Origin of the sequence: Pseudoalteromonas sp. APC 3495, assembly GCF_030407645.1 — a bacterium.
Lineage (GTDB): Bacteria > Pseudomonadota > Gammaproteobacteria > Enterobacterales > Alteromonadaceae > Pseudoalteromonas > Pseudoalteromonas tetraodonis.
Genome location: NZ_JASDDA010000052.1, coordinates 1 through 25,359, shown reverse-complemented (window position 1 = coordinate 25,359; position 25,359 = coordinate 1). Strand labels below are relative to the sequence as shown.

The 25,359-nt window shown below is 39.3% G+C and carries 25 protein-coding genes; 13 read left to right on the top strand and 12 right to left on the bottom strand.

Annotation, left to right across the window (positions count from 1 at the left end; genetic code table 11):
- Positions 1–128: 128 nt before the first annotated feature.
- A complete protein-coding gene (locus QL984_RS16110; RefSeq protein WP_290172953.1) occupies positions 129–1,352 on the bottom strand; it encodes an HDOD domain-containing protein in 1,224 nt (407 codons plus the stop codon).
- A gap of 345 nt (positions 1,353–1,697) precedes the next feature.
- On the opposite strand from QL984_RS16110, the gene putP reads away from it, so the two are divergent.
- The gene (gene putP, locus QL984_RS16105) at positions 1,698–3,209 is read left to right on the top strand and encodes a sodium/proline symporter PutP (RefSeq protein WP_008113313.1); all 1,512 of its coding nucleotides are present in this window, start codon (positions 1,698–1,700) and stop codon (positions 3,207–3,209) included.
- Between the two features lie 172 nt (positions 3,210–3,381).
- On the opposite strand, the gene QL984_RS16100 is transcribed toward putP, so the two are convergent.
- The gene (locus tag QL984_RS16100) at positions 3,382–3,681 is read right to left on the bottom strand and encodes a YebG family protein (RefSeq protein ID WP_013465532.1); all 300 of its coding nucleotides are present in this window, start codon (positions 3,679–3,681) and stop codon (positions 3,382–3,384) included.
- A 297-nt stretch (positions 3,682–3,978) separates the two neighbouring features.
- On the opposite strand from QL984_RS16100, the gene QL984_RS16095 reads away from it, so the two are divergent.
- The gene (locus tag QL984_RS16095; protein WP_013465531.1) at positions 3,979–4,272 is read left to right on the top strand and encodes a ComEA family DNA-binding protein; all 294 of its coding nucleotides are present in this window, start codon (positions 3,979–3,981) and stop codon (positions 4,270–4,272) included.
- A 12-nt stretch (positions 4,273–4,284) separates the two neighbouring features.
- Here the strand turns inward: QL984_RS16095 and QL984_RS16090 are convergent, their stop codons facing one another.
- The 3 genes from QL984_RS16090 to nhaB form a co-directional block, all read right to left on the bottom strand.
- Positions 4,285–4,587, bottom strand: a complete 303-nt coding sequence (locus QL984_RS16090) for a DUF6170 family protein (RefSeq protein WP_013465530.1) — start codon at positions 4,585–4,587, stop codon at positions 4,285–4,287.
- A gap of 1 nt (position 4,588) precedes the next feature.
- Positions 4,589–5,107, bottom strand: coding sequence for a disulfide bond formation protein DsbB (dsbB, locus tag QL984_RS16085; protein ID WP_013465529.1), 519 nt, complete (start codon positions 5,105–5,107; stop codon positions 4,589–4,591).
- Positions 5,108–5,225: 118 nt separating this feature from the next.
- The gene (gene nhaB / locus QL984_RS16080; RefSeq protein WP_013465528.1) at positions 5,226–6,797 is read right to left on the bottom strand and encodes a sodium/proton antiporter NhaB; all 1,572 of its coding nucleotides are present in this window, start codon (positions 6,795–6,797) and stop codon (positions 5,226–5,228) included.
- Positions 6,798–7,098: 301 nt separating this feature from the next.
- On the opposite strand from nhaB, the gene fadR reads away from it, so the two are divergent.
- Positions 7,099–7,812, top strand: coding sequence for a fatty acid metabolism transcriptional regulator FadR (fadR, locus tag QL984_RS16075; protein ID WP_008109093.1), 714 nt, complete (start codon positions 7,099–7,101; stop codon positions 7,810–7,812).
- Positions 7,813–8,048: 236 nt separating this feature from the next.
- Complete coding sequence (locus QL984_RS16070; RefSeq protein ID WP_008109095.1) at positions 8,049–8,654, top strand: peroxiredoxin C; 606 nt, start codon at positions 8,049–8,051, stop codon at positions 8,652–8,654.
- Positions 8,655–8,716: 62 nt separating this feature from the next.
- On the opposite strand, the gene QL984_RS16065 is transcribed toward QL984_RS16070, so the two are convergent.
- Positions 8,717–11,320: a TonB-dependent receptor gene (locus QL984_RS16065; RefSeq protein ID WP_290172955.1), complete on the bottom strand. Its 2,604-nt coding sequence runs from the start codon at positions 11,318–11,320 to the stop codon at positions 8,717–8,719.
- Positions 11,321–11,864: 544 nt separating this feature from the next.
- A complete protein-coding gene (smpB, locus tag QL984_RS16060; RefSeq protein ID WP_013465526.1) occupies positions 11,865–12,344 on the bottom strand; it encodes an SsrA-binding protein SmpB in 480 nt (159 codons plus the stop codon).
- 148 nt (positions 12,345–12,492) lie between these two features.
- Between smpB and QL984_RS16055 the strand changes: the two genes are divergently transcribed.
- Together QL984_RS16055 and QL984_RS16050 are read left to right on the top strand one after the other, a co-directional pair.
- The gene (locus QL984_RS16055) at positions 12,493–12,933 is read left to right on the top strand and encodes a type II toxin-antitoxin system RatA family toxin (RefSeq protein ID WP_013465525.1); all 441 of its coding nucleotides are present in this window, start codon (positions 12,493–12,495) and stop codon (positions 12,931–12,933) included.
- The gene (locus tag QL984_RS16050) at positions 12,930–13,253 is read left to right on the top strand and encodes an RnfH family protein (RefSeq protein WP_013465524.1); all 324 of its coding nucleotides are present in this window, start codon (positions 12,930–12,932) and stop codon (positions 13,251–13,253) included. Before QL984_RS16055 ends, QL984_RS16050 begins: the two co-directional genes overlap by 4 nt.
- 50 nt (positions 13,254–13,303) lie before the next feature.
- On the opposite strand, the gene bamE is transcribed toward QL984_RS16050, so the two are convergent.
- On the bottom strand, positions 13,304–13,663 hold the full coding sequence (gene bamE, locus QL984_RS16045; protein ID WP_013465523.1) for an outer membrane protein assembly factor BamE: 360 nt from the start codon (positions 13,661–13,663) through the stop codon (positions 13,304–13,306).
- Positions 13,664–13,770: 107 nt separating this feature from the next.
- Here bamE and QL984_RS16040 point away from each other — a divergent pair, with 107 nt between their 5' ends.
- Positions 13,771–14,112, top strand: coding sequence for a GIY-YIG nuclease family protein (locus tag QL984_RS16040; RefSeq protein ID WP_024602045.1), 342 nt, complete (start codon positions 13,771–13,773; stop codon positions 14,110–14,112).
- Here QL984_RS16040 and QL984_RS16035 read toward each other — a convergent pair.
- The 4 genes from QL984_RS16035 to ilvC form a co-directional block, all read right to left on the bottom strand.
- The gene (locus QL984_RS16035) at positions 14,058–14,777 is read right to left on the bottom strand and encodes a M28 family peptidase (RefSeq protein WP_283241266.1); all 720 of its coding nucleotides are present in this window, start codon (positions 14,775–14,777) and stop codon (positions 14,058–14,060) included. The genes QL984_RS16040 and QL984_RS16035 overlap by 55 nt on opposite strands.
- Positions 14,778–14,970: 193 nt before the next feature.
- The gene (locus tag QL984_RS16030) at positions 14,971–16,161 is read right to left on the bottom strand and encodes a tetratricopeptide repeat protein (protein ID WP_036953662.1); all 1,191 of its coding nucleotides are present in this window, start codon (positions 16,159–16,161) and stop codon (positions 14,971–14,973) included.
- 78 nt (positions 16,162–16,239) lie between these two features.
- Positions 16,240–18,159, bottom strand: a complete 1,920-nt coding sequence (locus QL984_RS16025) for a methyl-accepting chemotaxis protein (RefSeq protein ID WP_013465520.1) — start codon at positions 18,157–18,159, stop codon at positions 16,240–16,242.
- 155 nt (positions 18,160–18,314) lie between these two features.
- Positions 18,315–19,787 (bottom strand): ketol-acid reductoisomerase, encoded by a 1,473-nt coding sequence (gene ilvC, locus QL984_RS16020; protein WP_036953665.1) that lies wholly within the window; start codon positions 19,785–19,787, stop codon positions 18,315–18,317.
- Positions 19,788–19,924: 137 nt separating this feature from the next.
- Between ilvC and ilvY the strand changes: the two genes are divergently transcribed.
- The 6 genes from ilvY to QL984_RS15990 all read left to right on the top strand — a co-directional run bounded on the left by ilvY (position 19,925) and on the right by QL984_RS15990 (position 25,266).
- Positions 19,925–20,830 (top strand): HTH-type transcriptional activator IlvY, encoded by a 906-nt coding sequence (ilvY, locus tag QL984_RS16015; RefSeq protein ID WP_024602050.1) that lies wholly within the window; start codon positions 19,925–19,927, stop codon positions 20,828–20,830.
- A 90-nt stretch (positions 20,831–20,920) separates the two neighbouring features.
- The gene (locus QL984_RS16010; protein WP_013465517.1) at positions 20,921–21,967 is read left to right on the top strand and encodes a GGDEF domain-containing protein; all 1,047 of its coding nucleotides are present in this window, start codon (positions 20,921–20,923) and stop codon (positions 21,965–21,967) included.
- A gap of 111 nt (positions 21,968–22,078) precedes the next feature.
- Positions 22,079–22,918 (top strand): MipA/OmpV family protein, encoded by an 840-nt coding sequence (locus tag QL984_RS16005; protein ID WP_290172948.1) that lies wholly within the window; start codon positions 22,079–22,081, stop codon positions 22,916–22,918.
- Positions 22,919–22,931: 13 nt separating this feature from the next.
- The gene (locus QL984_RS16000; protein ID WP_028834008.1) at positions 22,932–23,297 is read left to right on the top strand and encodes a DUF3019 domain-containing protein; all 366 of its coding nucleotides are present in this window, start codon (positions 22,932–22,934) and stop codon (positions 23,295–23,297) included.
- A 14-nt stretch (positions 23,298–23,311) separates the two neighbouring features.
- Positions 23,312–24,004: a response regulator gene (locus QL984_RS15995; RefSeq protein ID WP_013465514.1), complete on the top strand. Its 693-nt coding sequence runs from the start codon at positions 23,312–23,314 to the stop codon at positions 24,002–24,004.
- Positions 24,005–24,030: 26 nt separating this feature from the next.
- On the top strand, positions 24,031–25,266 hold the full coding sequence (locus QL984_RS15990) for an ATP-binding protein (RefSeq protein WP_128583055.1): 1,236 nt from the start codon (positions 24,031–24,033) through the stop codon (positions 25,264–25,266).
- Positions 25,267–25,359: the final 93 nt, after the last annotated feature.

Here is a 25,359-nt window from a genome sequence, read left to right as displayed (position 1 = left end):
TGGCATTGATGCTGCGTTATCGCCTATTTATGGGGAATAACCACACCACATAGGCTCTGCCTTGCCTAAATACCAAATAGACTGCTGAAAATTTAACCTTGAAAGGTCAACAGACCCTAATGAGCGCTTTAATTATCAATCATTATCTGCATTTGTTCACTAACCCAATTAAGTGCTTCGTGGTAAGCATCAGGCACATCATCACCTAAGTTAAGCTGTTGGGCTTTATCGTTAGCAGCGTGCCAGTTACCCTGCTCATAGAGGGTTACTAAGTTTAAATACTCAGCAAGCAGCCCTTCATTGTTTAACAATGCCGCTTTTATCTCATTTGAAAGCGGTAGTTTAAGCATTACACTGTCCATCTCTTCATCTAGTATGGCATCCATAAGCGACATCATGCCGGTTAAAAATGCTATTCCTGTATCTCTAAGTTTGCCATGTGAAATTGCTAAAAGCTCACAAAAACGCGCGCGTGTTAGCGACAACCTAATAAGCTCCAGAGGTTTGTCTGCAGAGACTTGTGCGGCAAATAATAAAGAGAGTAGTTTTTTTATTTCAGCCGCGCCCAATACAATAAGCGCTTGTTTTATAGTGTTTATTTCAGAGCGGCGAGCAAATGCTGCCGAATTTGAGTAGCGTAGCAGCTTATACGATAAGTTGACATCACGCTCAAATACATCGGTGATTTTTTTAAGATCCATTTCTACGCTGGATGTTTCATAGAGTAGCTCAGCCAATGCCATGCCCGATGGCGGTAACGCCTTGCTTTGCACCATTTCTGGTTTTGAAAAGAAAAAGCCTTGAAAGTATTCAAAACCTAGTTCAAAAGCTTGATTGTAAAGCGCGTAAGTTTCAACTTTTTCTGCAAGTAATTTGATATGTGGGTAAGGTTTTAAGTCCTTAATGATCGTTTTAACGGTTTCCATATCGCACGTTAAAAAGTCAACTTTAATGATATCAATAAACGGATAAAAGTGACGCCATACCGGTTGATGGACATAGTCATCTAGGGCGAGTGTATACCCTTTCTCTTTTAGGTCTTTAACTATTGCTAGCAGACGTTTTCCTGGCTGAACGGTTTCGAGTATTTCAATCACAACTCCGTTTTTGTCTAACAGCGTGGGGTAGCCTTTTAATAAGGTGTCTAAAGTAAAGTTAATATAAGCGGGTTTATTATCGGTGAAATCTTCAAGACCAAAATTAAACTGGCTGCCCTCAATCAGTCGAGACGTTGCTTCGTCGCCGTCAATGTTCGGAAATACGTTATCTACTCCATCACGAAATAAAAGCTCGTAGCCAATTAGTTCCTTATTGCGATCTAAAATAGGTTGGCGAGCAGCGTAAAAATACATACAAGATTCCGAAACAGTAGAAATTGATTAACATTGTAATAATATATTGGAAAACATTCAAAATAGCATCGGTAAAATGAATTATTATTAATAAAATATCATGGCTTAGGTGATTTTTATTAATCTAAACTCATTGTTTTTAATTCTATTTGTTTTAAAAGCGAGCGAATAGATGGTTTTTTATCTACTTAAATTAGCGGGTTGGAGTTATTAGCAATTACCGTGTTATAGTTGGCTAGAAAGCTTTTATTCCAATACTGTCTTAATTATAAAATCTCAAGAGTCATTATTTGGATTACAAGCCTGTTATTACTTTTTTAAGTGGAGGCGAATTTGGAAACAGGAATGATTATTTCACTGGCATTGTACTTTATTGTAATGCTAGGAATAGGGCTATACGCATATAAGCAATCTACCAGTGATATTTCAGGGTATATGCTAGGTGGTCGTAATTTAGCCCCCAGTGTTGCGGCCTTATCAGCGGGTGCATCAGACATGAGTGGTTGGTTATTAATGGGCCTACCTGGTGCAATGTATTTATTTGGGTTGAGTAAAGTTTGGATTGCAATTGGTTTAGTATTAGGTGCATGGGCAAACTATTTTCTGGTCGCCCCAAGGCTGCGTGTTTATACTGAAAAAGCCAATGACTCCATTACTATTCCTGATTACTTTGCAAACCGTTTTGATGACAACAAAAATATACTACGTGTTATCTCTGCAATAGTAATTATTGTTTTCTTTACCTTATACACTTCATCGGGTGTTGTTGCCGGTGGTAAGTTATTTGAAAACTCATTTCAAATGAGCTACGAAATGGGCTTATACATCACCACAGGTGTGGTTGTTGTTTACACCTTATTTGGTGGCTTTTTAGCGGTTAGCCTAACAGACTTCGTGCAAGGTTGTATTATGTTTATCTCCTTGCTTGCAGTACCTATCGCTACTTATATGATGCTTGATCAGCCATTTATGGATACTTTAGCAAATGCAAATTACCAGCAGTTGTTAAGTTCACCAAAAGCCAGTGAAATCCATTCATTGAATATGCTTGATTGGTTTGCTGGTGGTTCTACCATTGCTATTATTTCAGCGATGGCTTGGGGCTTAGGCTACTTTGGTCAGCCACATATTATTGTTCGCTTTATGTCTATTCGCTCAGTAAAAGAAATGCCAACTATGCGTCGTATTGGAATGTCTTGGATGACACTATCTGCGATTGGTGCGGTATTTACCGGTTTATTTGGTGCTGCCTTTATGATTGAAAACCAAATGCCAATTGCCGATAAAGAGACCATTTTCTTAGTATTAGCTGAACTTATTTTCCACCCATTAATTGCTGGTTTCCTACTGGCTGCTATTTTAGCTGCGATTATGAGTACGATTTCATCGCAATTATTGGTGTGTTCAAGCTCGCTTACTGAAGACTTCTACAAGATTTACTTAAACCGCGATGCCTCGCAAACTGAGCTGGTGTTAGTAGGGCGTATTAGCGTAATACTGGTTGCGTTATTTGCTATTTACCTAGCGTATGACCGTAATAGTTCAATACTTGATTTAGTTAGTAACGCATGGGCTGGTTTTGGTGCTGCATTTGGTCCACTTGTCTTGTTTAGCCTTTACTGGAAACGTATGAACTTAAAAGGGGCTATTAGCGGTATGGTTGTTGGTGCTTTAACAGTGCTTGTATGGATTTATGCGCCTATTACCATTAATGGTGAGAGCTTAAGCAGTGTAATTTATGAAATCGTCCCAGGCTTCATTTTAGCGAGTATTGCTATTGTGGTAGGAAGCCTTGTGACAGCTGAACCGAAAAAAGAAATTACTGATCTGTTTGATGAAGTTGAATCGTCATTGTAACTGATTAGCTAACGTAAAGTGTTGGTTTTTATAAATGCCAATCAGTTTAACTGGTTGGCATTTTTTATTAGCTTTAGCTGACCTTTAGCTATTATTATTTAAAGGCATAAAAAAACTGAATTCGAATACCGAATTCAGTTTTTTAATAATTACTATTGAGCTTTTGAAAGTACTAACTCGCTGCTTTATCTTTTATATCCGCAACGTTATCTGACTTTGTTTTTTTAGCTTTAGTGGGTACTTCTTTACCACCTTTAAGTACGGCCATAAAGTCGTCTTTACTTTTTGCAATCTCCAGCGCGAGCGACTCAACCTGTTGTTCACTTAGTGGCACATCTACTTTTTCAAGCATGAGTTCTAGTGACTCGGCAATATCGAGCATTTTGTCATAGGCATCAGCTTCTTTTTTAGTAGTAAACGTCATGCGCTCGACTCCGTTTCGTTCTACAACATATTTAACAACAACAGCCATGATTTCTCCTGCTTACTTACGTGGCAATATGATTAATTTAAATCATTAGATTACTGTTTTTATATACAGTACAAGCTTGCGCGTGGTTTTGCAAGCTTTAGCCTTAGTTTATCTGCAGCTTGGTTGACAATAAAGAGTAACTCTACTTTATTTATTAAGTCACTTTATAACGCGTTGCAGTAAAGGAGTCGCAAGGAGTGATTGTTACCGTTAGTACTTAGTAACCACAACGTTATGTAAAAGTGCTGGGTGTAAATAATCAACGAATGTTCATGTAAGAACACAAAAGGAAATAGTATGAAATTAATTAAAATCATCTCATTAGCCGCTGCTTTATGTTTATTACCTATGGGTAGCACCTTTGCGCAAAGCGATATGCTATCAGAGCAGATGCAATCAGCCGTGGTTAATATTAATACTGCTGATTTAAAACAGTTAATTAAGTTACCAGGTGTTGGCAAGAAAAAAGCACAGGCAATTATCGATTATAGAGAAACAAATGGTGATTTCTCATCACTTGAAGATCTAGCTAAAGTAAAAGGGGTGGGTAAAAAAATGCTAGCCAAACTTGATGGAAAGGTGGCGTTTTAACTTAAAAGGGCGCTATGCGCCCTGATTAAACTGTTTTAAGGCAGCACCAAGGTGCTTTTTAGCAAAATTAACATCTACGGGGGCGGTTAGTAGCGGGTAGCTTAAACCAGCCACAATCAAAAAGGGCACGAGTAGCCATCCTTCAAAAAGGGTAAATATTAAAAAAAATGGGCTTAGCAGCATAAGCTTTACAATACGCATTAACACTCTGTCACTAGGAGAGAGCATACTTAACGAGATCGCAATAACGGTTTGTCTTTGACGAACTTTTAAGTGTTTAAGTTCGTCAACGTGGCTTGAAAAAAAAGTAAACATATTAAAGTGACTTTTTAGAGATTAATCGACTGGCCACTAACGCAATAAGTGTGGCGGTAAACAATACAAAAATAACTTCCATCCATGCTGGCATACTTAAGCCTGCAAATTGCCAATCTATGTTTCCGCAATCACCGGTTGCCTCAAAAAATTGCGGTATCCAATGATGTAATGGCATAAACTCTGGAAAATTTGGCTCAAACTCACAGCTAAATGCGAAGGGGTCAGTGGTTGTTTGCATTTCAATGTGCTCACGAGCTATTAGTAACCCCCATACACTTGAAACCCCCCACACTGTATAAGCGACAATACGGACTACGAGGTTGTTTGGTTTACTGGCGCCAATAATACCGGCAAAAAGTAAGCCTAATACCGCGGTGCGTTGGTAAATACACATAATGCACGGTGCTAATCCCATGTTGTATTGAAAAAAGAGCGCGATGACTTCAAGCAGAAAAACAATCCCACTGAATAATAACCAAGGTGTACGTTGAGTACTTAGATTAGCAAGCCAGTTCATAACAAATCCGTATTTAAATAAGGGCTTAGATTATGACGTAGGATAAACAGCGGAGCAAGTAAAAGGGAAAAAGTGAGGAGCTATGAAATTTCCTAGCTCCTCAAAGTCGGGGAAGCTCTTAATGCCCAGAATTCGCTACAGGGATGTGGTGTTGTATTATCCCCCAGTCATAAAACAAACTGGTTATTTCACTCAAGCCAAAATAAGTCGCGCTTAACCCAACAAAGGTAAGCACAAAAGTGTAAGGTAAAGCCATATACACCATTCGACCGTAAGATAGGCGTAACACGGGAGCTAGTGTTGATGTAAGTAAGAATAAGAAAGCAGCTTGACCATTAGGGGTGGCCACGCTGGGTAAGTTTGTGCCGGTGTTTATCGCCACTGCAAGTAAATCAAATTGGTCTCGAGTTATTTGACCTGCTTTTAGAGCTGCAGCAACTTCATTTATATATACAGTGCCGACAAATACATTATCACTGACCATTGAAAGCAATCCATTAGCGATAAAAAACATCACCAATTGTAAGTGCCCTTCAAATGTTAGTACCCAAGTAATCACAGGGGTAAAGAGTTGTTGATCGATGATTACTGCAACCACACTAAAAAATACACAAAGTAGTGCAGTGAAGGGGAGGGCCTCTTCAAAGGCTTTACCGAGTTGGTGCTCTTCTATTATGCCGGCCGACGACGTGGCTAAAATAATTACCGATAAACCAATTAAGCCCACGGTTGCTAAATGTAACGCTAAGCCAGTAATTAACCAGATAGCGATAAGTGCTTGAATTGTGAGGTTCACTCTATCGCGTTTGGTGCGTTTTTTATCAAGTGTTTGTGCATGGTTTTTTAAAATAGCATGAATTGTTTCTGGCAGTTTTGCCCCATAGCCAAAGGTTTTTGTTTTTTCTAATAAAAAGGTTGTTAATAAGCCCGCAAAAAGCACGGGTAAAGAAACGGGCAGCATTCTTAAAAAGAACTCTCCAAATAGCCAACTTGCTCGCTCTGCAATAATTAAATTTTGTGGTTCACCAACCATAGTACACACGCCGCCAAGTGCGGTCCCAATCGAGGCATGCATGAGTAAATTACGTAAAAAAGCACGAAACTCTTCAAGCTCTTGACGGTTTACCTCTTTTACTTGGTTATCATCGTTAATATCGTGCTCACTAATAAAATCTTTTCCTGAGGCCACCTTGTGATAAATACTATAAAAGCCCATGGCCACCGCAATAACAACCGCCATTACAGTTAGGGCATCTAAAAAAGCTGATAAAAACGCAGCAGCTATTGCAAAGGCAAGCGATAAAACGGTTTTACTTCTTACTGAAACCACTAACTTGGTAAAAATATACAGCAGCAGATCTTTCATGAAATAAATACCGGCAACCATAAAAATAAGTAATAAAAGCACATCTAGGTTTTGTGCTATTTCATGTTCAACTTGCGTGGTTGATGTCATACCAATTAATAGTGCCTCAATGGCAAGTAGACCACCAGGTTGCAGTGGGTAACACTTGAGCGCCATGGCCAGTGTAAAAATAAACTCAATAACCAGTACCCAGCCAGACAAATAAGGGTTTAATTGAAACAGCAGCGGGTTAATTATTAAAAATGCAATAATGGTGTATTTATACCATTGAGGTGCTTTACCTAAAAAATTTATAAATATTGCAGATGGGACACTCTGTTGCATGATTTTTCCCTAGGGAGGCGTTTAATAGTCTGGTTAATGTCATTAACTTAGTCCAGCTTATAGAGGGTGTAAACAACTAAATAATAATAGTCAAAGTGTCTGGTATGAATAATAGGTTGGCATTCATATTGTGTTTAAAACCTATCGGTAAAACTAGCGAATCATACAAGTAAAGTTGCCTTTTTAATCACATACCTAGGTAATTTAACTTACTTTACTTGTTAGTTGTGGCTTGTCTGGTACAATCAGTCAGTTAATCGTATGTAGCGATGTGATGTGAATTAATTCGAGTAGGAATTGAATGAGAATTTTTAAAGCGAAAAGCCCAGCAGGATTTGCTGAGGAATACATAGTAGAGTCAATCTGGAATGGTGATTTTCCTCCAGGTTCAATTCTGCCTGCTGAGCGTGAACTCTCAGAGTTAATTGGTGTTACTAGAACCACATTACGAGAAGTATTACAGCGATTAGCTAGAGACGGTTGGTTAACAATACAACATGGTAAACCTACTCGCGTTAATAACTTTTGGGAAACCTCAGGATTAAATATCCTTGAAACACTGGCACGTTTAGATGAAGATAAAATGCCAGAGCTAACCGATCAGTTACTCTCAGCACGTACTAATATCAGCGCAATTTATACCCGTGCAGCTATAAAACTTGCACCAGAGCGTGTTATCGAAATTTTATCACAAAGCGATGAATTAGAAGACAGCGCGCAAGCGTTTGCAGATTATGATTATAAAGTTCATCATGAATTAGCTGTTGCCGGTAATAATCGCATTTATGTGCTCATCCTTAATGGCTTTAAAGGTTTTTATTCTAAGATTGGCTGCCATTACTTTTCAGATCCTCGCACTCGCGAGCTTGCACGCCAGTTTTATAAAGACTTAACTAAGCTTGCTGAGAATAAAGAGCACGATGGTGCAATATTCATGATGCGTAAATATGGTCATCAAACCGGCGAAATATGGCAACATATTCGCGGTGATATGCCTAGCGATATTATGGATTAGTAAAAAGAACCTGCTTAAAGCAGGTTTTTTTATGATTAAAAATCAGTCCTTTTATCAAGCGTTCGCTATTTTAGAACGGTGCTATCTATAAATACGATTGTTAATTTATTTTTGATAGCCATAGAATAATGTTTAATTAAATATGGTTGCTATTGTAATTTTAAAATTAGTGCCCATATTAGTAATCAGTATTGCGTAAGCAATTGACAATAAACTCAAAATATTTGGAGAATAAAATGGGTGTATTAGTAGGCCGTCAGGCACCAGACTTTACCGCTGCAGCTGTTCTAGGTAACGGTGAGATTGTAGATAGCTATAACCTTCACGAAAAAATCAAAGGTAAAAAAGCAGTAATCTTTTTCTACCCACTAGATTTCACATTTGTATGTCCTTCTGAGCTTATTGCTTTTGATAAGCGTTATGCAGAATTCCAAAAACGTGGCGTAGAAGTAATTGGTGTTTCTATCGATTCACAATTCTCACACAACGCATGGCGTAACACGGCTGTAGCAGACGGCGGTATTGGTAAAGTTCAATACGCACTAGTTGCAGACGTTAAACACGAAATCTGTAAAGCATACGACGTTGAGCACCCAGAAGCGGGCGTTGCATTTCGTGGTTCTTTCCTAATCGACGAAGAAGGTAACGTACGTCACCAAGTAGTGAACGACTTACCACTGGGTCGTAACATCGACGAAATGATCCGTATGGTAGATGCACTAGCATTCCACAGCGAGCACGGTGAAGTATGTCCTGCTGGTTGGACTGAAGGTAAAAAAGGAATGGACGCAAGCCCTGAAGGCGTAGCTAAATTCTTATCTGAAAACGAAGGCGAGCTATAATTTAGCCCTTTAGTTTAAGATAAAAAAACCGCCATGTTGGCGGTTTTTTTATTTCTTTTTAATTAAAACGAAAAGCTCACTTTAGTGTAAATGTAACGACCTCGAGGGTTGTGTACACCCGATGCGTAACCATACAGATCTGAATCACCGTCACCAATTGCAAATGGTGGCTCTTCATCAAATAAGTTATTAACACCTAGCGATACTTTTGCAGACTCAGTAATACGGTATGATGTTTGTAAATCTACCAGTACTTGTGAATCAACAGTACGCGATGTATTACTATCGAAGTCTAAGTTGCCATCGAAATCGATATCTGGCGTATCTTCAAACTCACCCACATAACTAATGTTCATGTTCGTGTTGAATTGGCCAATTTCCCAGTTTGTTGAGAAAATCCAGCGGTGCTCTGGGTAACCATATTCACCGGTGTAATCGCGGTCGTCTTTTTCAAATTTATCTTGGTAAGCCCACTCTAAATTGAATTTCAGTAAGCCTAAATCATCCAGTGAATGGTTGTAGTTTGCTGAAATATCTACGCCAGAAACTTCTTGTGATGAAACGTTTTCAAAAGTACTGAAAATCTTTTGAATAGTTCCTAGGCTGTCTGTACCTGATGGTGGTAAGCGAACACATACTGTACTATTTTGGTTATTACACTCTGAGTTGTAAATTGGACCAAACTCTTGCTCATCAATCTTATTATCTTGGGTGATACTCCACACATCAACACTTAAACCAAAGTCAGTTGTGGGTGCCCAAATAAACCCGACATTCCAAGATTCAGACTCTTCAGCTTCTAAATCTGGGTTACCGGCAAATTCAATGTTGTAATCTAGCGCATCACAATCTTTACCTGTTGCGTCACAACGGTAATTATCGATAAAGAACTGGCTCTCTTGAGATGGCCCTAAACCTACTTGTGCAAGTGACGGTGCTCTAAAGCCTTGTGCCCAAGAACCACGCACTGTGATTTCATCAGTAGGTGCCCAGCGTAAAGCGACTTTAGGATTGGTTGTGGTACCAAAGTCACTGTAATCATCGTAACGACCAGCAAGTTGTAGCTCTAAGTTCTCAGCAAGTGGAATTGAAAACTCTACATAGGCAGCGTATTGATCACGCTCTGCTGCAGCTGACACAGACTCGGTACCAAAGATTAATCCTCGTTGGAATTGATCATCTGGCGTATCCGTTACGTCCTCTTCGCGGTATTCAATACCGGCCGCCATCATGACAACATCATCACCAAAGCTAAATGCTTCACCTGAAATGTTAGCATCGAACGACGTCATATGAGACTCGCCTTGACGAACCAAGCTCGTAGTAATTCTATCAATTACGGCTGGATCGTTGTAAGTGCCGCCAAATGGGTTGTAGTTACCGGCATCAATTTCTTGTTGTAAGAAGTCGGTGCGTACCCAACCTTGTGAGCGGTCCCCAGTTTGTAATGACTTACTACGTCCTTTTTGTACCGCTGTTTCCCAGCTCCAATCGTTTATTTCACCTTTTAAACCAGCAACAAAACGTAATGTGTCTGATTCGATATCCCATTGGCGCGCACCCGCATCTACGGTTCTGTAACGACCTATTTCAATATCTTGGCCGAATGGGTTATTAGGGTGACTACCTGGTACTGTTAAGCCCGCATCTTCATCAAGTGGCGTAGGGGCACCTGCTGCAATTGAGCTGTTATGCTGAACGGCCATTTCTAAGAAGCCCGTTATGCCATTATCAAAGCGGTATTCAAATTGTGAAATAGCACCTACACGTTCTGATGCCGGTGCAATATAGCCAAATGGACCATAGTCAAATAAACAACTGCCACTTGATGTTGCATTTTCTGCAGGACACGCAGGGTCAATTGTTTTAACGCCATCAACATAGAAGTAGCCAGGGAAGCCACGTGATGAACGGAAATCTTCACCGCCATATGGAGATTGATTAGCAGTACCTAAACGCCCCATTTCATCTGATGATAAAGAGGTGTTTTTAAAGTAATCAATAATAACGGATGCGCTACTTTTTGCACTAGTAGTACCCCAAACAATACTGGCTGTAGTTTCTTCATAGTTAGGGTCATCTGTGCCGCCGTAACCTAAGTTTACTTCAATACCGTCAATATCTTTTTTCAAGATAACGTTTACAACACCCGCTACAGCATCAGAGCCATAGATTGCTGAGGCGCCATCTTTTAAAATATCAATACGTTCGATTGCTGAAACAGGAATACTGTTGATATCAACGAATGAGTTGGTGATCCCTTCAGCAAATGCACTGATTGCAACACGACGACCATTAATAAGTACCAAGGTAGCATCGGCGCCTAAGCCACGAAGGCTGACGGCAGCTGAGCCATTTGCGGTTGAGTCTTGGTTATTACCACGGGTTGAAAAAGTACCATTACCTGCAACAGGCATTCTTTCAAGAAGCTGTTGTAGGTTGTCATAACCCATGTTTTCGATGTCTTCTTTATTAATGGATTGTACTGGAGACGGGCCTTCGATGTCCGAACGTTTGATACGAGAGCCTGTTACTTGAATACGTTCTACTTTTTCTGCAGTTTGCTGTGCAGCATAAGTCGTTGTACTAAAACCTGCTGACAATGCGATAGTAGCACCGATGATTAAGCTCGGTTTAAATGCAATTGAGCGATACCAACCCATCATAGAAAATGTTTGCTCAGAGAGCGTTCTGCTGGATTTTATCAAGGCGCCATGATGATGTAATAGTGGTTTCTATTACGAAGAGTGGTAACGCAGAGAAAGTTCTGCAGATGCTCTCCCATAGGGCGAGTTTTAAAAGTGCTTAAACTGCGTTTTTTGAATTTTAAAGAGAGCCACTCTTAATTCATTCAAATGCCTTGCCTAAGTACTTTTAAATTCTCGCTGAGCGTCCATTTTCTATAAAGGGTTGGTATGTATCCTTAAGTCCTTGTTGATATGTTAATAATTTACTTGTTTTACAAGTCGAATTATTAATACCATGTAACTTGACTGTTATCAATTGGCCACAAAGATGATTTTGTTATCTGCACTAATATGTACTGATTTTCTCAATAAAGGTAAACGATAGGATGCTCGCTATTTGGCGCTGTAACGTGATTTAGTTATTATTGATAAACAAAACGCCGAGCGACTTTAATTTGTAATAATTTGTATTTTCCTAAAAATTTAGCAAAAAAAAGCCTAACATGATGTTAGGCTTTTTCATTTAAACTTTATGTTTCATTAAGCGTTCTTTTTCACGGGACCAATCTTTATTTTTACCGTCTTCACGTTTGTCATGCATTTTCTTACCTTTCGCTAAATGGAATTCAAGCTTTACCCAGCATTTTTTCCAATACATAGCTGTGGCAATTAATGAATAACCATCACGCTCGGTTGCACCAACCAAACGGTCAAGTTCACGTCTGCTTAGTAATAATTTACGATAACGCAGCGGGTCGCAAATAACATGGGTTGATGCACTATTTAAAGGCTGGATTGTGCTGCCTAATAAAAACGCTTCACCGTTTTTAAGATGAATATAAGTTTCAGAGATATTTACTTTACCTGCTCGGATACTTTTTACTTCCCAGCCTTGGAGTTCAATACCTGCTTCAAACTTGTCGTGTAAAAAATACTCGTGTCGCGCTTTTTTATTTAGCGCGATGGTATTACTTGTCGATTTTGATGAATTTTTCTTAGCCATAGTGCCCTATAATATACGTTATACAAGATGTTTTACATCGATTTTTTTAAATTATACATGCAAAAGCGAAGGATTCATTTAAGCGCGATGAAAGTTTGGGGAAACGCACAAAGCTTGCTAAAATTCCTGCACACAGTTGGGAGTGAGTATGCCACAAATAGAGAAAAGTGCGCTGGTTATGTACAGCACTAAAGAGATGTTTGATCTAGTCAATGATGTAGAAGCCTATTCGCAGTTTTTACCTAATTGTTCAGACTCAAAAATTATTAAGCAGCATGATAATAACATGACCGCCAGTTTAGAAATATCTAAAGCCGGTATAAAAAAATGGTTTACCACTGAAAATACGCTAATTGATGAGCAAACAGTGATGCTTCGCTTGGTCGATGGGCCTTTTAAAACCTTACAAGGTCGCTGGCATTTTCAGCAATTAGATGCGCATGCGTGCAAAGTGCATTTACAGCTAGACTTTGAATTTTCTAGTAAGTTAATAGAACTTGCGTTTGGTAAAATTTTTAATGATGTAGCTAAAAATATGGTGAGTGCCTTTACTCAACGTGCAAAAGCGGTATATGGAGAGCGTGCATGATCAATATTGAAATTGTGTTTGCGTTGCCAACGAAAGCAACCACGTTAAATATAGAAGTATTCCAAGGTACCACCGCAGAGCAAGCAGTGATCCAATCAGGTATTATTAAGAAGTGCCCTGAAATTGATGCAACCGCTTTAACTTTAGGTGTATGGAACAGAACGGTAAAGCTTAATCATGAGCTTAAAGACGGCGATAGAGTTGAAATTTACCGCCCATTAATTGCCGACCCTAAAGATGCCCGCAGAAAGCGCGCCGAAAAAGCCAAAGAAGAGGGCCGCGCAAATAAAGTAACTGGTGGCCGACCGTTAGATCGTTAGATACAAAAAAGGTGAGCCATGCTCACCTTTTTAAATTAAACCCAAATGGCTTATTGCTCTAAAGGGGTTGTAAAGTTTTCTGGTTGCTCATAGTCACCAGAGACCGTTACCAACTTTTCATTTTCAAAGTTTAATACTAATGATTTATATTGTTCATTAGCGCGCCCTTTATTAAAGCTGTAAACGTAACGCCAGGTATTTTTATCGAAGGCGTCTTCGGCAATCGGTCTGCCTAGTACATAAATTACTTGCTCGCGAGTCATATTAACGCGAAGCTTATCAACGTCTGATTGTTCTAAAAAGTTACCTTGAGGGATGTTGATTCTGTATACCCAGCTAGAACAACCTGCGGCTGAACTAAGCGTTAAAGCGACGATAAGCCAAAGAGAAAAAGTTTTTAACGACTGCATTGTTAGTTGTGATCCTTATTTTTTATAATCTGCATGATACCGATTAGTCACTCAAGGTAAAACCCTTTTGAGTAATTGTTTTTTGTTTAGCGCGTTAAGGCGAGGTTTTGACCATTAATAATCAAAAAAGTTTAAACGATGAGTTGTGCAATAGTAAAAGTAAACCGGCTGTTTGGTCACTGTATATAGTGCAAACACGGCTTGGTCATTGGTATACCGGTATTACAGTTGATGTAGCGCGTCGTTTAGCAACGCACCAAGCGGGTAAAGGGGCAAAAAACCTCAAAGGGAAAGGACCGCTGGTGCTCATTCATCAGCAACAAGTTGGGACTAAAAGCGACGCAAGTAAATTAGAATATGCGATTAAAAAACTTCCACGGGCAAAAAAAGAGGCTTACGTTGCTGCTTTTAAAGGGGGACTGAATACCTCAGGGTTTGTCAAAAGCTGATTAATAAATGCCTCAATTAGCAATACTGCTTCTTGATAAAGAGCAGTATTAATATTTTCGAGCGTATCTTTTGCTGTGTGATGATAATTATCGGCGCCCATCGAAAAGTACACATACGGAATTTTCTGTTTAGCGAATGAATAATGGTCGCTGGCTCTGTGCCAGTCTATTTGTTTCGTGTTGGTGAGTCGACTCATTTTTCGTGATGAATAAACGGGCTTTAATTCGACACTCGTATTTTTTATTTGGCTAAATAGTGGAGTGAGTTGGTTTTTTAACGAACGACTTGTTAGCGCGTATAACCGCTTATGCGATTTTTTAATTGCCAACATATCTAAGTTAATATTTAAAGCAATAGGAGACTGGCGCATTGTTTTGGCAAAGTGCTCACTGCCGTGTAAACCGTTTTCTTCAGCGTCTGTTGCAACAAACATAAAACCATAGGATGATTGCATCTGTAAAGCGTTCGATAAGTATAGTAATGCGGCAACACCCGAGGCATTATCGTTAGCGCCAGGGTGTAATTTTCCGGCTTTTAGGCCTAAATGGTCGTAATGCGCTGTAATAACAATAACAGGCAAATTTTTTGCTGTTTTGGTCGCAACAATATTTACGCCTTGCGCCTTAGAAAACAGCCCTGATGGATAAGTAAAAGGTTGTTCTATAACCGTCAGTTGATGCTCTTTAAAGCGTGCTTTTAAATATTCTCTGGTGAGTAAAGCCGAGTGACTATTCGTTTTTCTGCCTGCTAATTTAGAGCTGGTTAGCGTTGTTAAATCAGTGAATAACTGCGGCTCAATCGGCTTTGAGAGTCCACTCCAACTTATAAAAAATACAATGCAGGTTAAGCTAAATAATTTAATAATGATTCGCCTTAACGATAAGTGATTTTAATGCGATGAGTTTATTATCATAGCGTTGTTTGTCATGTGTAAAGTCTGCTTTTTTTCTGGCTTTACGCAAATGAAATTCCGCCCTAGCTATATTATTTAACTCAAAGTAACTTCGCGCCAGTCCAAAGTGGCTTTCATGTAAGGTTGGTGACATAGCGTTCGCTTTTTTATAGTGGCTAATTGCGCCTTTAAAATTACCATTTACATACTCACTGTTACCAAGCGAGATATGATAGTAAGGATTTTCTTGGCGTTTTTTGTCAAGCTCAGCCAATAGCTTTTCGCCTTCGGCCACTCTATCTGTGAGTGTGTATAATAATGCTAAGTTACCTTGTGCAGTATTATTATCAGTATTTAAGGCAATAGCATAGCGATACATTTGCTCCGCTTGCTTTAAATCATCTAATTGTTTAAAGAGTACCCCTAAATTGCCCCAGCTAGCACTAAATGAAGCGTCCGTATTGATTGCTGCTTTGAAATAGCTAAACGCTAAATCATAGTGTTTATTTACCAGTGCCTCACCCCCTTTATTATTATAAAACATGGCGGTCACTCTTTTTTTTGAAAGCAATGAGGTTGCAAAACGGGCTTGTCGGCTATTGGGGTCAAAATCAATGATTAAACGCTTATTACGCTGATAAACAAGTGAGCTGTCTTTGAGTTTCGTTTTATTGTCTATGGCAAGGTTGATGTGCCCCGTGAGTAAATTAAATCCCTGATTTAGTGACCAATACTCCGGAATGTGTACTTTTTGAAAGCGAGCTTTAAGCCCTAAATGCTCAGCTAAACTATATGCTAAAATTGATAGTGACAAGCAATTGGCGTTTAAGTTTTGATAGCTCTGAGATGCGGTTTGTGTCGCGGTGGATTGATAAGATAAAGCGCTATCGCCATTTGTGAGTAAAAAACTAAGTAGGCTATACGCTATTTCATCAACTGATTTACTCGATTGCACGTAAGCATTTAATTGCTGTTTGAGGCTATCGTCGAGTTGAAATATTTGTTGCTCAGACTCTACAAGTTGCTGTTGTAATTGCATGGGAGGAGTAATAGTGGGGATTGGCACGCTTATATTGGCGTTATCTGTGGTGCTACAAGCACACAGAGCCAGCAGGCACACAATCAGTAAATAATGTTTACCTTGGAGAGCATTCATACACACCTCTGTACAAAAAACACACTTAAGTATAGTGGTTATTTTGTACAGAGGTTATTTTTTAATGTAACACTCTATTTAACGTTGCTGATTAAACGTAGCAACGAGTGCATCAAGTGTTTGTGCGCTGGTGGCTAAATCACGAATTGCTTGTTCTGTATTGATTTGTTCACTCATTGATTTATCACTGATCTCACTTATTTGCTCAATACTACGACCTACATCATTCACAACGCTACTTTGCTGTTCGGTGGCGGTGGCAATTAAGGTCGCCATATCGTTAATTTCATTGGCTGTTTCAGTAATGGTATTAAGTAACTCAACCGAGTTTTGCATTGCGCTTACGCTTTGTTGTGCTTTATCTTTTGATTGACCGATATCGCTGACAACGTCATCTGAAATATGAGTGAGCTCTTCAATCATTGATTGAATTTCAGTGGTCGATTGTGAGGTACGATTCGCCAGCGCTCTTACTTCATCAGCAACTACAGCAAAGCCTCGTCCATGTTCACCAGCACGAGCAGACTCAATGGCTGCATTAAGAGCCAGTAAGTTAGTTTGTTCAGATATACCTCTAATTGAATCCACAATACTAGCGATATCAATAGTCTTTTTAGAAAGCAAAGCAACTTGCTCGGTTATGCCGTCAATGTCGCTGGCAAGGGCTGAGATTGTCGTTTGGCTTTGTAAAACTTGTTGATGGCTTTGCTTGGTGTTATCGCGGCTATCGTTGGTTAACTTAGCTGCATTGGCAGCACTTTGCGCTATTTCTTGCACTGTAGCGCCCATTTCATTAATGGCTGCTGCAACTGAAATAGTTTGCTCTTTTTGCTTATCAAGCGCTAAAGAGTTTTGCTTGGCTTGCGAAAATACATGATCTGAGCTGTGGCGAATACCGTGGCTCTCATTAGCTACTTGCACAATAGCGGTTTCTATTTTTTCAATAAATTGATTAAAGCCGGTGGTTAAATTATTTAGCTCAGGTTGGGGAGAAGTTGGTAAGCGATAGGCTAAATTTGCATCGCCACGCCCTAAACGCGAAAATAACTCAGCCATTGTTGATAACGGTGAAGCTAAAGAGCGAGCTAATAAGTAACTGATCACGCTTGCGATTAGCGCAGTGATGATAGTGAAAGTGAATATTTGCCACTCTAGGGTATTTACACTAGAAAAGACTTCGCTTTTTGGGACTTGAGCTAATACAAATAAGTCAGTGTTTTTAATCGGTGTGGCTGCAATGAGTGTGGCTTGCCCGTTGATATTTACTTCCTCTAAAGCGAAGCCGTTTTTATTAAGTAATTTGTTATGAATATTAGCGCTGTAAATACTATCTATATTAACCTTAGCGACTTTGTCTGCATCTTTATGTAACTGAATTAATCCGTTTTTATCGGCAATAAACACAAACCCTGATTGCTCAATTTTAAATTGTTGTAGCAGCTTTTGCATATCTGTAATGCTTTTTGCTAAGCCTGCCAAGCCTAAACCATTAGGTTGTTGGTGGTTAACAAACATTTTTACATCGTTTTCTGACTCTTGATAAATACTAATTGAGTAAGGTTGCTTTGATTGTGTAAAAGCAAAAAACCATCCATCTGCGGCATCATTTTTTAAAACACGTAAAAAGCCATCTTGATTCCAATATTGTGCAGTGTTTTTATTCGCCCACGAAGCCGTGGCAAGATCGTATTGGTCAACCAAACGATTGAGCTCTTTAAGTAATAGCGTGTCGTTGTTGTTGCCAGCATTTGCCCAATCTAAAATAAAGGTATTTGCCGAAAGCTGCTGTGCTGCACCAAGAAGTTCATTGATCTCGCCACCAATATGATTACTGATTGTTTGCAATTTACTTGGCAGTTCAGATTCGATCATGCGTTGCTCAATAATATTCTTTGAGTTATGCAAAGACGTCAAACCAATTAATACAGCAACACAAATAGCAATAATGCTTCCAAGGGCTGTTATTTTTTGAGTAATAGAGAGATTTTGTATCGTCATGATAGTGCTTATATTTACAACTGAGGCAATGAGGGGAATTATTTTAGCACATTATTTATTTTCAGCTATTGATGATTAATTTGCACTTAAAAAAGCCCACAGCAAAATGCAAGTGGGCTTGGTTTCTAACAAGTGAAAGTTCTAGGGTTATAGAATTAAACTATTTTTTTCATTGCGGACATGTAGCCGCGTAATTTTGCGCCTACTTTCTCAACAGGGTGCTCACGTAGAGCCGTATTTATTTGAATTAAAGTTTGGTTATCAACTTGATTACTTTGCTCCTTTAAGCCTTTACCAATAACATCAGTATCAATACCTTGCATAAATTCTTGTAGAAGCGGCAAACAGGCATGGTTATATAAATAGCAGCCGTACTCAGCGGTATCTGAAATAGTGCGGTTCATTTCAAATAACTTTTTGCGTGCAATAGTATTGGCTATCAGCGGCGTTTCATGCAGTGACTCATAATAGGCAGATTCTGCAATAATACCGGCCGCTGTCATGGTTTCAAATGCCAGTTCTACACCCGCTTTTACCATTGCCACCATTAAAATACCGTGGTCAAAAAATTCTTGCTCAGCAATTTCTACATCGCCTGCAGGGGTTTTTTCAAAATGAGTTTCTGCAGTTTCAGCACGCCATTTTAGTAAGTTAGCGTCATCATTTGCCCAGTCTTCCATCATTACACGTGAAAATGTGCCATCGATAATGTCATCTTGGTGTTTGTTATAAAGAGGACGCATAATCACTTTAAGCTCTTCACTTAGCTCAAACGCTTTAACCTTTGCAGGGTTTGATAAGCGGTCAAGCATGTTTGTCACACCGCCATATTTAAGTGCTTCTGTGATCACTTCCCAGCCATATTGAATAAGCTTTGAGGCGTAACCGGCATCAATTCCTTTTTCAATCATTTTGTCAAAACATAAAATAGAGCCAGTTTGTAGCATGCCACATAAAATGGTTTGCTCGCCCATCAGATCAGATTTCACTTCAGCGATAAATGATGATTTAAGTACCCCCGCGCGATGACCACCTGTACCTGCTGCATAGGCTTTTGCTTGTGCCAAGCCATGGCCCTGAGGATCATTCTCTGGGTGAACCGCAATTAATGTAGGTACACCAAAGCCGCGTTTATACTCTTCACGTACTTCTGACCCCGGGCATTTTGGTGCAACCATAATAACGGTAATGTCTTCACGAACTTGCATGCCTTCTTCAACAATATTAAAGCCATGTGAATAGGCAAGGGTTGAGCCGTGTTTCATTAATGGCATGATGGCATTAACAACTGCAGTATGTTGTTTATCAGGTGTTAAGTTAAGTACTACATCGGCTGTTGGGATTAACTCTTCATATGTACCCACTTTAAAACCATTGTCAGATGCATTTAAGAATGACTGACGACGCTCAGAAATGGCTGAATCACGTAGTGTATAGGCTACATCTAAACCAGAATCACGTAAGTTTAAGCCTTGATTTAGGCCCTGTGCGCCACAGCCTACAATTACCAATTTTTTACCTTTAAGTGCAGCAACACCGTCGTTAAATTCGTCTGCGCCCATAAATTCACATTGTGCCAATTGCGCTAATTGTTCGCGTAAAGGTAAGCTATTAAAATAATTTGCCATGATAAGTTTCCTATTAATTCAGTTTGTTAGATGCATTGCTTTTGCTTTGCTTGGAATAACAATATGGAAAATCTTTTCTTGCGTAAAATGATATATTTGAATTAAAGTGTTTCATAATATGAAATACTGGTGTTGTTATGGATCATAAGCATTTAAATTACTTTTTGGCGTTGGCAAAAACGCTTCATTTCTCTCGTGCCAGTGAGTTATGCCACATAAGTGCGCCCACTTTAAGTCGTAATATTAAGCAGTTAGAAGATGAAGTAGGAGTGATGTTATTCCAGCGTGATAATCGCAGTGTAAAGCTTACCCGCGAAGGCGTTGCATTTAAGGAGTATGCCAGTGCAACACTTAGTCATTGGCAGCGGTTTAAAGCTAATTTAAACGAACCGCAACAACATATTTATGGCAATGTGAGCCTTTATTGCTCCGTTACCGCGTCTTACAGTTTTTTGCATCATATTTTAGAGCAACTGAGAGCTCAGCATCAGCATATTGAAATTACCTTAAATACGGGCGATCCCGCCTTGGCTATTAACCGAGTGTTAGATGGACATGAATCTATGGCCATTGCAGCCAGACCCAGTAAATTACCTGCACAAATTGCATTTGTAGATATTGGCTACTCGCCATTGGTATTAATTGCACCCACTATTCAATGTCCGATCACAGAAAAATTAGCCACTAGTAGCGAAACTATTGATTGGTCTGAGCTTGAATTTATTGTTGCTGAACAAGGATTTTCAAGACAAAGGTTGGAGCAGTGGTGGCGAAAAAATAATGTACAAGGAAAAATTTACGCGCAAGTGGCAGGGCATGAAGCTATGGTATCTATGGTGAGTTTAGGGTTAGGCGTGGCCATGATCCCAAAAATTGTACTCGATAATAGTCCGCTTAACGATAAGGTTCAGGTTTTAGAGTATAAAGGCGAGCCACCACAAGGGTTTAAAATTGGTTTGGCTGTATTACATAAAGAACTAAACGACCCTGCTATTAGTGCGCTTTGGAATATTGCACAAAATATGGGGGAAAACATAATATAGGCTTGTTGGATGATAAAAAACTGTTAATATAAACCGCTAATATTTATGTGTTTATTAACATCTTTGTTGTGATGTCTAAGAGTTTTAATTATGGATAATACGGTTTCACTTGCTCATTCTGCCCAGTGTTTAAAAAAAGCCATTCCGTTGATGGTTAAATACAAAATGCCTGTAACGCCAATAAATTATGCTATTTGGTACTGTTATGTACAGGGCGACAACCCACAACTAAACACAGAGCTTGATAAAGTCATCTCTTTGCACAATACGTGTTCAGCTCAAACCGCCCAAGAAATTTTTAATAAGCATATTAATGACGAAGAGCTTGCATTTTTTCAACAAATGTCTGAAAGGTTTCATGGCACCGTAGAGCAAATGCAGTTTGATCTTAGTGACTCCATTCAATATTCGAAAAGCTTTACTACCTCGTTAGTTGATTCACAAAATGAATTAAAAACGCTCTCTAGTATTAACTCATTTAATGAGATCCTTTCTTGCGTTGAGCGCCTAACTGACGAATCAATTGCGATGCAAGATTACGCCCGTGGATTCCAAACCAAATTAGCGCAAGCGTACAACGAAATTAAAGATTTAAAAGAAGCGCTTAGCGTGACCCAAGAAGCGGTTGATAAAGATTCCTTAACCGGATTATTTAATCGCGGTAAGTTTGATACAGACATTGTTGAGTTTTGTTTGAACGCCTCTTCACAAAATGAACACGGTAAATTAGCGGTGTTGATTATGTTCGATATTGATCATTTTAAACGTTTTAATGACGATTTTGGCCATCAAAAAGGCGATGAGGTACTCAAGCTAGTCGCTCAAAAAGTGCAAAATAGTGTACAAGAGCAATACAGAGCTTATCGTTTTGGTGGTGAAGAATTTTGTATTACGGGTTACTTTGAAAGCATTAATGATGCGATGGCATTTTGTAATCAGCTTCGTTTGAGCATTGCCAAATTGACGATTCGTAAAAAAGAAGACAGTAATAATAAACGTAATATTTCAGCCAGTTTCGGCATTGCTTTAATGGAGCCTTTTAGTAAAAGCTGTTTATTAGTTGAAAAGGCAGATAGAGCACTTTATTTAGCTAAAACCCATGGTCGTAATCGGGTAGAAATAGCGGCCGATATGTAAACGTGTTCTGTTTGTATCAAATTTGTTAATGATTGTAACCCTCTAGAGCTTGTGTTCATACTACTTGCTACTATAGGGTCAAAGCCACTTTATAAACTAGCGATTAACTTCATGCGGTTCCATCTGAGAATAAACACATGCCTGTTATTAGTGCTATTAAGCACTAATGCGATTGCTCAGAAGCAGCAACATATATCCACTGATGAGCTTAACCTTAGTGTGAGTGTTGGTGTTGGGGTGATCACAAATCCTCTGTATGGTGCAGATAACATCCCCTTAGTTGTTATTCCGCAAGTGGCCTATTATGGTCAAAATTGGTTTTTTGATAATGGCCGCCTTGGTTATTCTTTTTTACAAAGCAAACAACATAACGTTAGTTTTGTGTCAGAAATTAACCCTGAGTCACGTTTTTTTATTGATTGGCATCCACAAAATATTTTCGCCTTTAAAACAACGTCTGAAAACGAGATATTAGAATCGCTACACACTGACTCACCGCGTCAAGTAAATATAAATAATATACAAAAAAGACGAGTCGCACTTGATGCCGGTATCAGCTATTTTTTTGTAAAGCAGCAGCAAGTATTTTCTGCGCAATTATTGCATGATGTAAACAGCGTTTATAATGGCTATAGGGGATCGTTGCAATGGCAATATCACCATGAGTTTAAGCAATTAACGTTAAAGTCGACGTTAGGCGTTAATTACAAATCAGCCCAACTAAATAACTATTTTTATGGTTTAAATAGCGCTGAATCTATTTACGGTGAAATAGAAGTTGGTAGTAGTTGGCAACCTTATGCTAAAATCGACGCCCGTTGGCCTGTAGATGGAGTCAACGCGCTTCGTTTTCATTTAGCCTATTATGATTATTCAGCAATGGATAGCAGCCCGCTTTTTGAACATGACTATTCAATGACCGCCTTTATAGGATTCGAACATACATTTTAATATGAAGTGTTTTATGTTGGTTGTGCTTGCAGCTTCATTTTTTAGCAACGCTAGCGTTGCAAAAGCCTCTTCACTTAACGTATCACCCAAAGTCTGTGTGGTTTCCGAACAACAAGAATTTTGTGATCTTGAGTTAAAATTTAAGTGGCAACTGTCAGCCGCTAGCGATGTATGTTTATACCAACAAGATACACAATTACAATGCTGGCAAGGTGTCAAAAAAGGCCAACTTAGTTATAAAGCGCGTGTTCAGGTGGAGACCATATACTCCCTGATTAATCCCCATACAGGTGTATCGTTAGCGAGTGTGCAAATAGAAGTGCAAACCGCATACGCTAAGAAAAAACATCGGCTACGCTCACCTTGGAGCTTTTTTTAATTTAGGAGCAGTAAATGCCAAAGATATTACTTGTTGAAGATGATTTAGGGTTGCAACAATTAACCAAAGACTATCTTGAGCATAATGGCTTAGAAGTTGACGTTTTAGAACGCGGTGACGAAGTGTTCCCTTATCTTAGTGAAAACCACGTCGACTTGATCATTTTAGATGTAATGTTGCCAGGAAAAGATGGCTTTAGCGTATGTCGACAAGTACGTGACAAATACACTCTCCCTATCTTAATGCTGACAGCAAAGGGTGAAGACTTCGATCAAGTCATAGGCTTAGAACTCGGGGCTGACGACTACGTTATAAAACCAGCAGAGCCGCGTGTACTTCTTGCTCGAATTAGTGCATTGCTTCGCCGTGGACAGCCAAGTGTTAAAGCGATTGAAGAACTTCAATTTGGTGATTTATCAATAGATAAAACCAGCCGCATTGTAAAGCTAAGCGGTGTTGAAATTGTCCTGACTTCTCATGAATTTGAATTGCTGTGGTTATTGGCTTCAAATGCTGGTGAAGTGCTCAGTCGAGAGCATGTCCATCAACATATGATAGGGCGTGAGTACGACGGGTTAGACCGCACGGTGGATGTTCGTGTATCACGCATTCGTAAAAAGCTCGGTGATAACAGTGATAAACCCTATCGAATTAAAACGGTATGGGGGCAAGGCTATCTATTTGTATCAGATGCGTGGGATATGTAATAAATGCAAGGTGTTAGGCTAGGTTAATGGGAAAGCTATTTATAAGCCTTTACGTGTATATTATTGCCTCTTTGTTTATTGTTAGTGGCGTTATAGAGCAGTTTTGGCCCTATGATGAATCTCAGCAAAGTGTATTGTTAGATGACGAATTCGGGCAGTCTTTATGGCTGCTTTCACAAACCCCAGATGGGCTTGAGCAGCTTAAACATAATTTTGATAGCCAAGTCATTGCCCAGCAAGATCTGGTGCTCCCACCAGAACAGCAAGCACAACTATTTCAAAACCATTACCTTTATTTATATGATAAACAGCAGCGTATCGTTTGGTATGTAACGCTAAATAATTCACAATTGCTACAAGTAGGCCCTGTAGGTGTTAAACACAGCAGCTCAGGGACTGTGTTACCGTATTTACTGGTGTTGTTTATTATAAGTTTACCAATAGGTTTGTGGAGCTTTTTGTTGTGGCGAGACTTTGCAAAGCTGAGTCATGCATGCGAGGCAGTGGGTGGCTCGCAAGATTTTCAATTAAGCGATGGCTCAAAGTCATTCTTCTTACCCATCACCGATACATTGCAAGTAATGCAGCAACGTATTGAGTTTTTACTGAGTGCTCAGCAAGAGCTCACCTCTTCTGTATCTCATGAATTTAGAACGCCATTAGCGCGGTTGAAGTTTGCTATTGCAATACTCGAGGATAAAACTCACGATACCAAAGCACAGCAGTATTTATCTGACATGCAAATGGATATTCATGAACTGGAGTCCTTGGTATCTGAAATGTTGGAATACGCCCGTTTAGATACACAGCAACCCAGTCTACAATTAGCCCCTTGCGATATCGTTGCATTAATTAAAACTAATATTGAAAAAGTAAACTTTGATACCCGTATTAAACTAACAACAACGCTCCCCACTCAATTTATTTACTTATGCGATAGTCATTTTATGTCGCGGGTGCTGCAAAACTTAATCAGTAATGCACTTAAACATGCCTCGAAAAGTGTACATATTAGTTTAAGTACTGCCGATGAAAAGTTACTGCTAGTGGTTGAAGATGATGGCCCTGGTATTGCCTTCTCTGAGCGCGAAAAAGTATTTAAGCCGTTTACGCGCTTAGATAAAAGTCGTGATAAAAAAACCGGAGGGTTTGGGCTAGGGCTGGCGATAGTAAGTAAAATTGTGTCATGGCATAAAGGTCAGTGCGCAATTGAAGACTCATCATTGGGTGGGGTTAAGTTTATTATCACCCTCGACAACTAAATCCCACACAATAAAAAAGCGCCGTAAAGGCGCTTTTTTGCGGTTTAAAACCAAAAAATCAACAAGTAGCAAATAGATAGACAGGCCACTTAT